The 8,227-nt window shown below is 41.5% G+C and carries 8 protein-coding genes; 3 read left to right on the top strand and 5 right to left on the bottom strand.

Going from position 1 to position 8,227, the window contains the following annotated elements; genetic code table 11:
- A partial coding sequence (locus tag Q0314_RS01570; RefSeq protein ID WP_298055767.1) for a hypothetical protein occupies window positions 1–197 on the top strand: 197 nt, incomplete at its 5' end.
- A complete protein-coding gene (locus Q0314_RS01565) occupies window positions 169–1,335 on the top strand; it encodes an MFS transporter (protein ID WP_298055766.1) in 1,167 nt (388 codons plus the stop codon). The genes Q0314_RS01570 and Q0314_RS01565, both read left to right, overlap by 29 nt.
- A 336-nt stretch (window positions 1,336–1,671) precedes the next feature.
- On the opposite strand, the gene Q0314_RS01560 is transcribed toward Q0314_RS01565, so the two are convergent.
- Both Q0314_RS01560 and Q0314_RS01555 read right to left on the bottom strand, forming a co-directional pair.
- Window positions 1,672–2,433, bottom strand: a complete 762-nt coding sequence (locus Q0314_RS01560; RefSeq protein WP_298055763.1) for a hypothetical protein — start codon at window positions 2,431–2,433, stop codon at window positions 1,672–1,674.
- An 8-nt stretch (window positions 2,434–2,441) separates the two neighbouring features.
- On the bottom strand, window positions 2,442–4,397 hold the full coding sequence (locus Q0314_RS01555) for a TonB-dependent receptor (RefSeq protein ID WP_298055760.1): 1,956 nt from the start codon (window positions 4,395–4,397) through the stop codon (window positions 2,442–2,444).
- Window positions 4,398–4,510: 113 nt separating this feature from the next.
- Here Q0314_RS01555 and Q0314_RS01550 point away from each other — a divergent pair, with 113 nt between their 5' ends.
- Entirely contained in the window at window positions 4,511–5,422 is a 912-nt protein-coding gene (locus Q0314_RS01550) for an AraC family transcriptional regulator (RefSeq protein WP_298055758.1), read from the top strand.
- An 880-nt stretch (window positions 5,423–6,302) separates the two neighbouring features.
- On the opposite strand, the gene Q0314_RS01545 is transcribed toward Q0314_RS01550, so the two are convergent.
- The 3 genes from Q0314_RS01545 to Q0314_RS01535 all read right to left on the bottom strand — a co-directional run bounded on the left by Q0314_RS01545 (window position 6,303) and on the right by Q0314_RS01535 (window position 8,133).
- A complete protein-coding gene (locus tag Q0314_RS01545) occupies window positions 6,303–6,575 on the bottom strand; it encodes a helix-turn-helix transcriptional regulator (protein WP_122869455.1) in 273 nt (90 codons plus the stop codon).
- A complete protein-coding gene (locus Q0314_RS01540; protein WP_298055751.1) occupies window positions 6,562–6,891 on the bottom strand; it encodes a type II toxin-antitoxin system RelE/ParE family toxin in 330 nt (109 codons plus the stop codon). The genes Q0314_RS01545 and Q0314_RS01540 overlap by 14 nt, the downstream gene beginning before the upstream one ends.
- Window positions 6,892–6,990: 99 nt before the next feature.
- Entirely contained in the window at window positions 6,991–8,133 is a 1,143-nt protein-coding gene (locus Q0314_RS01535; protein ID WP_298055748.1) for a site-specific integrase, read from the bottom strand.
- Window positions 8,134–8,227 lie beyond the last annotated feature (94 nt).

Raw genomic sequence — 8,227 nt, 5'->3', positions numbered from 1 at the left:
TGGTTACACCAAATCTGAGCGTATGCCTAGATTTTTTGTACTTTGGTGATACGGCCGATTTTTGTCAAAAGTTCTTAAAATATAAAAATTTATCCCCCAAACGTCAAAATATTCTTGATAACGTCTATCCATTTAAATATAATCTAACTAAAAAATTAAAGGATAAATTTGCTTTACAGGTCGCTAACTGTGCTTAGCCTTTGCATCGCGCAGTTTATTTGCATCGGATTTTTCGGCGAGGGGTTCGTTAGCATCCTGCGTCAAGACGGTTTTAGTTTAGAGCGCGTCGGCGCGCTTAGAGGGCTTGGACTTTTTGCGGTTTTGGCTTTTTTGTGGTCGCCGTTTATCGACGCTATCGCGCTAAAAATAGGCGGTTACAAAAAGACTATCCTAGCCTTTCAGTGCCTTACTTTGGCGATTTTATATGCGGTTTCGCTTCTAAATCCGCGCGACGATTTACCTGCCGTAATCGCTTTAGCGGTGCTTTTGGCTTTTATCTCGGCCACCTGGACGATGACGTCGAACGCATTTTTTATCAAAATTTCAAACAGCTCGAATTTAAGCTTCACAAACGCTCTCAAGCTTAGCGGCGGATTGATAGGGCACGTATCGGGTAACGGCCTAACGCTCGTAATCTACGCAAAATTCGGCTGGAGCGAGGCGAATTTATTCTTGACGTCTTTGATAGCGGTTTCCTTGCTTAGCCTTGCTTTCTTTAAAGAGCCTGAGCGCGTAAACGCCGGCGAGGGGCTGGATTTTAGGGCGATGTTTGGCTTTTTTAAGGGCAAAAAGGCTTGGCTTAGCGTGCTTTTCGTACAATCTATCGGTATCTGCGCGGCGTTTGGACTGCTTAGTCCAATGCTTGTAGATATCGGCTGGAAGCTGGAAGATATCGGCGAGGTCTTGCACATATACGGCACGATATTTGGCTTCGCGGGTGCGCTCGCGGCGGGCTTTGCGGTAAAAAAGCTAGGCGCTAAAAGAGCCTTTTTATACGCCGTAGCGATGCAGATGCTAGGCATCCTGGCCATCTGGTTACCTATCGGCGGCTGGACGGACCGCACGTCGGTACTTTTTGCTTCGAGCGCGGCGTATGCGGTATATATGGCGCAAGCGACGATAATCTCCACGATGATGATGCAACGTGCCTCGGGACGGCGACCCGCTAGCGAATACGCCGTGCAAAGCAGCTTAAGTATGACATTTCAGATATTTTCGTTTTATCTCGGAACGCTTTTGGCGGGGACGTTGGGTTACGGAGCGGTCGTGCTGGGCGCGGCGGCGTTTTGCGTTTTGAGCCTAATTTATTTTATACAGATTTATAAATTTATCTAGCGGATTGCTATTTTGCGGGATTTAAGTCGCCGTCCAGTACAAAAAAACGGCGTAAATTTTATTCCGCGGAGTTTTGCAAAATCCTTTTGAAATTTTCTCAAAATCTTCATTTGTTGCAAATCGCTTTGCAGATTTAGCCCGCGTCGGCAATGCGGATTAAACGCACGCAATTTAACCTGAACGCAAGGCCGAATTTAAGTCTCTGGCGCAAAAAAGGCGGTAAATTTATCCCGCATCAAGCAAAACCTACCCGCAACAGAAAAATCGCAAAACGAGCTTAAATTTACGCTTAAAACGGCGCAAATTTGGCTCGTAAAATTTACGCAAAAGCTAAATTTACAACTGCTCTTTGATGATCTTTAAAAAATCCAAAAGCGCCTTTGCGCTATGATGAGGCGTATCCTGGGCGGCGATTAGTTCGCAGTTCGGTAGCATCCTCGACACTTGCGAAGCGACGGCAAAAGGCACTTCCTCGTCGGCTCTGGAGTGATACATAAGCACGCTTTGCGAGACGTCTTTTAGCTCAAATCCCCACGGCCTAGCTTGGAGCCAGAGGTCAAAGCCGATGCCGTTAAGCTGCGCTTTTATCGCTTCTTTTAGCGCACCCTTAGCCTGCGAGCCGTATTTTTCCCATGCCGTTTGCGCCGTATTTTCAGGCGTACTGTGCGATGCAAAATCATAAATTTCCTTTATGTGCGCATAGTCGGCATAGTCGGCCAAAAGCTCGGGAGGGGCGTTAAATCCGCTTAGTATAAACACCTTTTTCGCCTCTTTGCAAGCTACAGCCGTAGCGTAGGCGTAAGCCGCGCCCACCGACTCGCCCAGCACGCTAAATTCGCCCAAATTTAACGCCGAGAAAAACTCTTTTAGGCGCAGGGCGAATTTTAAAAAACTATCGTCAGCGCTAAAAAGTGAGCTGTTAAAGTGCCCGCTTCTATATATCAAAATAAGCCTTATTTGATTTTTATCGCAGAAATTTATCAAGGTATTTTGCGGAAAAATCATCAGCGGATGATGATAAACCAAAACATCTTTAAAATCGCCACCAAAGTCGTCGTAGCTTAGATTTTCGCCGCTTTTAAATTTAAAATTTTTCATCTTTTTCCTTAAAATTTATATTCAAATTTTACGCCGATCTCACGAGGGTCGGACAGGTAGTGCATCTTGGCGTATTTTACGTCGTGATCTTTGTCGAAAAGATTATTAGCGTAAATATAAACGTTGATATTTTTGTGATTAAAGCCTACTTTTGCATCGACGGTCGCGTAGCCCGCGTTTTCTACGACATTGGCCTTATCGGTATAAAATTTGCTCTGTCCTCGCAAAAATGCCGCCGCGTAAAATCCGCTTGGAGCCTCATACGAAAGTCCTGCGCCATAAGTTAGCCTTGGCGCGTAATATACGTATTTACCGCTATAATCGCCCTGTGCGTCTTTATAGTCTTTAAAGACGCTTTTTGCGTAGCCCAAATTTGCGCTAAGCTTTAATCCGTCCGTTAAAAGCGTTGCGGCGTCAAACTCAAAGCCCTGAGAGCGAGCCTTGCTGGCGTTCTCTGCCACCGTGATATTAGGCGCTACGATGACGCTTACTACTTGCTTGTTTTTGATATCGGCGCGAAAAACGGCGGCGCCTAGTTCAAACCGCTCCCAAGCCCCTTTTACGCCGACTTCGTAGCTAGTCATCGTTTCTTTATCGTACCATTTTTTAGACGTAGGCGAGGCGGCCCAAAAACCGCCCGGCTTATAACCCTTAGATACACTCGCATACGCCGTAACCTCATCGTTTATAGCATACTTTAGCCCAATCTTAGGCGATAGCGCGCTATATGAATCGCTTAAATTTTCACCGCTCATGCGGTTTTGAAATTTGACCCTATCTTTGTCGAATCTAGCTCCCAAAATAACCGAAAAATCAAGCGGTAGATAAATTTCATTATGCGTAAAAACGCCGTAGTTTTTACTTCTGGTTTTGTTATTTTGCAGCGAGCGAATACCGCCGAACATCACGCTGTTTACGCTACTTCGCACGTCTCTTTGCGTAGCGCCCGCCGCAGCGCCTAGGACGAATTTGCCATACGCGTTATCGGCGCTAAATCTAAACTCCTGCGTAAAATCCTTTCTGTCCTCTTTGTAATACACATCCAACAAGGACGCGGGGCGATGATCGCCGTCGTAACTACTGTCGTTTTTATAATCCCTAAAAGTCGTAAGCGAAGTGAGCGCATAGTCGCCCGATTTATATTCTGCCTTTAGCGATGCTTCGTAGTTTTTGGCGTTTTCCTCGCCCTCCATGCCGTTGGCGTAGCGCGTTCTGTTAGCCGCATTGTGTAAATTCGATCTTTGCGCGCCGTTGGCTATCCTATAATAGTTTTGAATAAGATCCACCGTAAGCTCATCCGTAGGTAAAAATCTAAAGTAAATTTTGCCGTAAAGGGCGTCTTCGTAGTCGTCGCTTTTGTTTAAATTTTCGTTATACATAAAGCCGTTTTTCTTTTCGCTAAAACCAGTAAAACTAGCCAGAAATTTATCCTTTACTATCGCTCCGCCCGCGCTAAAACTAATACCACGCAGGCTATCCTCGCCAAGCTTTAGCCCGATCTTTGCTTGCGGTTCGTTGGTAGGAGCTTTGGAGACCGCATTTATCACGCCTGCATAGGCGTTTTTGCCGTAAAGCGCGCTTTGAGGCCCTTTTAGGATCTCGATACGCTCGATATCCTCCAAAAATACGTAGTTGCCGTAAGTGCCAAGATAACTCACGCCGTCCAGATAAAGCCCGACGTTTGGGCTATCAAATGCGTAATCGCTCGTAACGCCGCGCATGATAAAAAGCGAAATACCTCCGCCTTGCAAAAATGTTAAATTTGACGATGCGCTTCTAAGCCCGTTTAGATCCTTTGCTTCTCTAAGCCGCAACTCTTTTTCGTCCAGCACGCTCACCGCAGCCGCCACCTCGCTAGCGTTTTCATCGATCTTTTGAGCCGATACGCTGACCTCATCCAGCCTCACGGCGGGAGCTGCTATCGCTAGCGCCGCAACCGCGCTTAAAAGCAAAATCTTTCTCACTTTAGACTCCTTTTATAATTTCTTTACTTTAAGGATAGTATAATATTTTTGAAATTTATTATCAACCCGAAATTTACAAATGACGGATTTATTTTTATATTTAAAGGAAAAATTTGCGCACGGTATCCGCAGACGTTTTTATGGATAAATTTAATAGCAGCGAAGACGGAGTTTTGGCTGGTCTTGGCGTCAAAATCCGCGCCAAAAATATCGCGCTAAGCGATGAAATAGCCTTCGGCACGATAAAAATGGACGCTAAAGACGACACCAAAATAGTCGGCGATTTTCACGCTTTGCGGGGTTGCTTTATAAATTTCACCCTACAAGGAGGCATCAGCCTAAGCTCGGCGAATGGCAAAATCGAATACAAAAGTGGACTATCCACGATCAGCTCGGTCGATCTACCAAGCTCGGATCAAGAGATTTACGGCGGCGCGCATGCGGGAATAAATTTATTCCTAGAAAACTCGTTTATGAGTGCAAATTTCGGCGATCTTATCGAGCTTGGCGCAAACAAACTCGTTTCGCAAAACGACACCTGCGCCGTAAATAAAATTTTATTAAACCAAATTTTATCGCTAAACGCCGACGAGCCGCTTGAAAGACTGCTTTTAGAAAGTAAAATTTTAGAGCTTATTTATAACGAATTCAGCCGCCTAAAATGCCCAAATAAGCATGTTATACTAGACGAAGCGGACAAAAACGCGCTACAAAAAGCCAGGCAAATTTTAAGCATGGACATTAAAAATCCGCCGTCTATAAAAGAGCTCTCAAAACAGGTGCGGCTGAACGAATTTAAACTTAAAGTCGGCTTTAAAAGTTTGTTTGGGCAAACTCCTTACGAATTTTTGCGCGAAGAGCGGATGAAGCGAGCGCTGGCGATGCTGCAAGGCTCGGAGCTAAATATCGCCGAAATTTCGGCTGCGACGGGCTTTAAAAATCAAAGCCACTTCAGCAAGCTTTTTTGCGATTATTACGGCACGGCACCCAAAAATTTGATGAAAAATAGAAAATATTATTATTGATTTTGCGAGGTTGTCTAAAAATTTGCCGTAGACGGCTCTCAAAAGCCTGTTAAGATAATATTTCTAGTGGGACTATAACAAATTTGATATGACCACATATAAAATAAAATATGCTCAAATTAGCAGTAGTGCTTACCAAGGCGTATATTGTACGCCTCCTATGCTTGCAAATCGGAAGCATTTATAAGCTTTTAACGAATGATCGTTAAAAGCTTCCGAAGAAAAACTTAGACGTTTTATTGACAAAAAATCATTTTTTGATTGATAAAGTTTCGTCTAAGTTTTTATATTTTTCTTTTGCTCGGCCAAAGAAAAATATCGGCCGTCTGCCAAGACCTTACAGCAAACTCATTTGAGTTTGCTAAGTAAGTATTAACATATTGTCCTATGTAGGGGTTGTTTATTCTTGATATTCTGATAAATTATATCAAATTCTAAGACTGTATGATAGAATTAGAAGCGATTGTTTTTTATTAAGTTAAAGTAAATTTTGGTTTATAGGGAAATTTACTTTTGTTTTTTTATTTGGTATTTTAGCACAAATTTTAAAATTTAAGATGTTGTTAGTATTCTTATAGCATAAATAAATATTAAAGTAGAGATTGTTTTTGAGCAAGAAATAAGAATCAAAAAGAAGAGCATTTTGTGCAGGGTTAATATTATTTGATAAAACAAGCATCGCTATAATATAGCCGTATTCGTTTTTGTAGTCGTATTAAAACCCTCGATTTAGTTACATTTTAAATATGTCCATGTTATAAGAGCCTTATTTTTCCAAATCCTAACTATCGTATCCGCAAGAACCCCGTCTTGAGAACCGACAAAGCTTAATATTTTTCTCCTGTGTCGGCTTGAGTATTTATTAGATAATTAATCTCACTCAAACTATCGCCACTCTTTTACCGCAAGCTTTTATGTAGTTAAAGAATGTTTTATACTTGATATTATATGCTCCGCTTTCTATCCTAGCTACGGCAGACTGGGTTATGCCCATCCTTTTAGCTACCTCGCTTTGAGTTAGCCCGGCTTCGTTTCTGGCGTCTATTAAAGCTTCTATGGCTTTATATTCGTCCTCCAGCGCATCGTATTGCGCTTTAAATTCGGGGTTTTTTAGCTCCTCTTTTAAAACTTCTCTAAAATTAACGGTTCCCATCTTTAAACTCCTTTAATCTTTGTTCCGCCAAATTTAGTATGCTTTTTGGCGTCTTTTGCGTTTTTTTAACAAAAGTTAGTAGGATTATTATTCTTTTGCCGATTTCATAACAATATATGCTTCTAGCTATACCTTCATCAGACTTTATGCGTATCTCAAACAGTCCGCCTTTTAGGCTTTTGGTATACGGCTCACCCAAGGTATTGCCTCTAGTCTCTAAAAGCTCGAACATTTTATAGCCTCTTTGCCTGAGACCGGTCGGCAGCTCCAAGAACTCGTCTTTTATGGCTTCGCTTGCAAACTCTACGCTCCACATTGTAATCCTTCTATGTAACTAAGCCCTATTATACCATATATGATATAAAATGCAGTTTGTTTTATATGCTTATTGCTGAATAAACAACTTGATATAAAATTATTCATAAAGCCTCTCCACTATCTCTCTTCCGCTACCTGGCATCAGCTTTGCATATCTTAGGGTGTGATTGATATCAGAATGATTCATTAGCTTTTTTATCGTTAGTATCGGAGTGCCGGCTATGGCTAGACGAGAGGCGAACGTGTGCCTTAGCGTGTGTATTACGACTCTATTTGCACTATCCTCCGGCGCAAGCCCATCATTAAAGAGTTTGTTTAATAGATGTTGCAAAACGTTTTGAAGTGTGGCGTAGGGTTTATCGACAAGAGCGTCATTTGGCAAAATCTTCGTGTAAATTTTATTTATCAGCACCAATGCCTCATCGCTTAAAAATCCCGTATATCTTTTGTTTTCTGGATTTTTGCTTTTAAAGTCGGTTATGTTTACGCTCATATTTGAAAGCGATATATCTTTTTTCTTTATGTTTAATATACCGTCAAGCCTAGCTCCTGTGCATAAAGCAAGTTCTACGAATAACTCTAGCGCAAAATCTCCTTTGTCGGCTAGCTCTTTGCGCAAAAGCTCGATTTCTACAAGTTCTAAAAATCTTTCTCGTTTATTATCTGGTTTTTTGATCTCTATATCAAATGGACTAAGATGGGATATAAGTTTTTGTTTTATAGCGTAGTTAAAAATCGTTCTTATTATGCCCATGATAGCGTTTGTACGCGACTGTGATAGCTTGCGGCCGGTTCTACTAGACACTGTTTCCTTTATGTTTTTAAAATGCTCTTGTATCATCTCGGAGCTTATTAAGCTTGTAGCGAGACTCCCGAATTTACTTTTATGATACTGCTCGTACATGCAGATTTGCTCTTTAATATTTTCCATTTTATCTGGCGTTTGTTCGAGTTTATAATCAAAAAATGCTTTTGCTATATCATCAAATTTTAAACCGCCTTTAGCAAGCTGTTTTTTCGTTATACTATCCGGTAGCTCGCCGTTTCTCTTTTTGGTGTCGTATTCTTTCTTTTTATTATAGGCGTAGGTTACGTTTACACCTTCTGATCTTGAGCCTACTTTTATATCTTTGCCGTCTAGCCTTACGTAAAAAATCATATCGTTATTTTCGGAAATATAAATTCTAACTCCCGGATATTTATTTGTATTTGCAAATTTATTATAAGACATTAAAGCCATTTTATTTTTATCCTTTTTTTCTGGAAGATAGAGGGTATTTTTGTAGTATTTTAGAGGTATATAAAATACTTTAAGAAATAGTATTATACGAACC

Source organism: uncultured Campylobacter sp. (assembly GCF_938040115.1).
Taxonomy (GTDB): domain Bacteria; phylum Campylobacterota; class Campylobacteria; order Campylobacterales; family Campylobacteraceae; genus Campylobacter_A.
This window is presented reverse-complemented; position numbering and strand designations above follow the sequence as displayed.

Coding starts and splice junctions, on each gene's coding strand:
- Q0314_RS01560 (WP_298055763.1), bottom strand. CDS start 2,433: ATGAAAAATTTTAAATTTAAAAGCGGCGAAAATCTAAGCTACGACGAC.
- Q0314_RS01545 (WP_122869455.1), bottom strand. CDS start 6,575: ATGGGAACCGTTAATTTTAGAGAAGTTTTAAAAGAGGAGCTAAAAAAC.
- Q0314_RS01540 (WP_298055751.1), bottom strand. CDS start 6,891: ATGTGGAGCGTAGAGTTTGCAAGCGAAGCCATAAAAGACGAGTTCTTG.
- Q0314_RS01535 (WP_298055748.1), bottom strand. CDS start 8,133: ATGGCTTTAATGTCTTATAATAAATTTGCAAATACAAATAAATATCCG.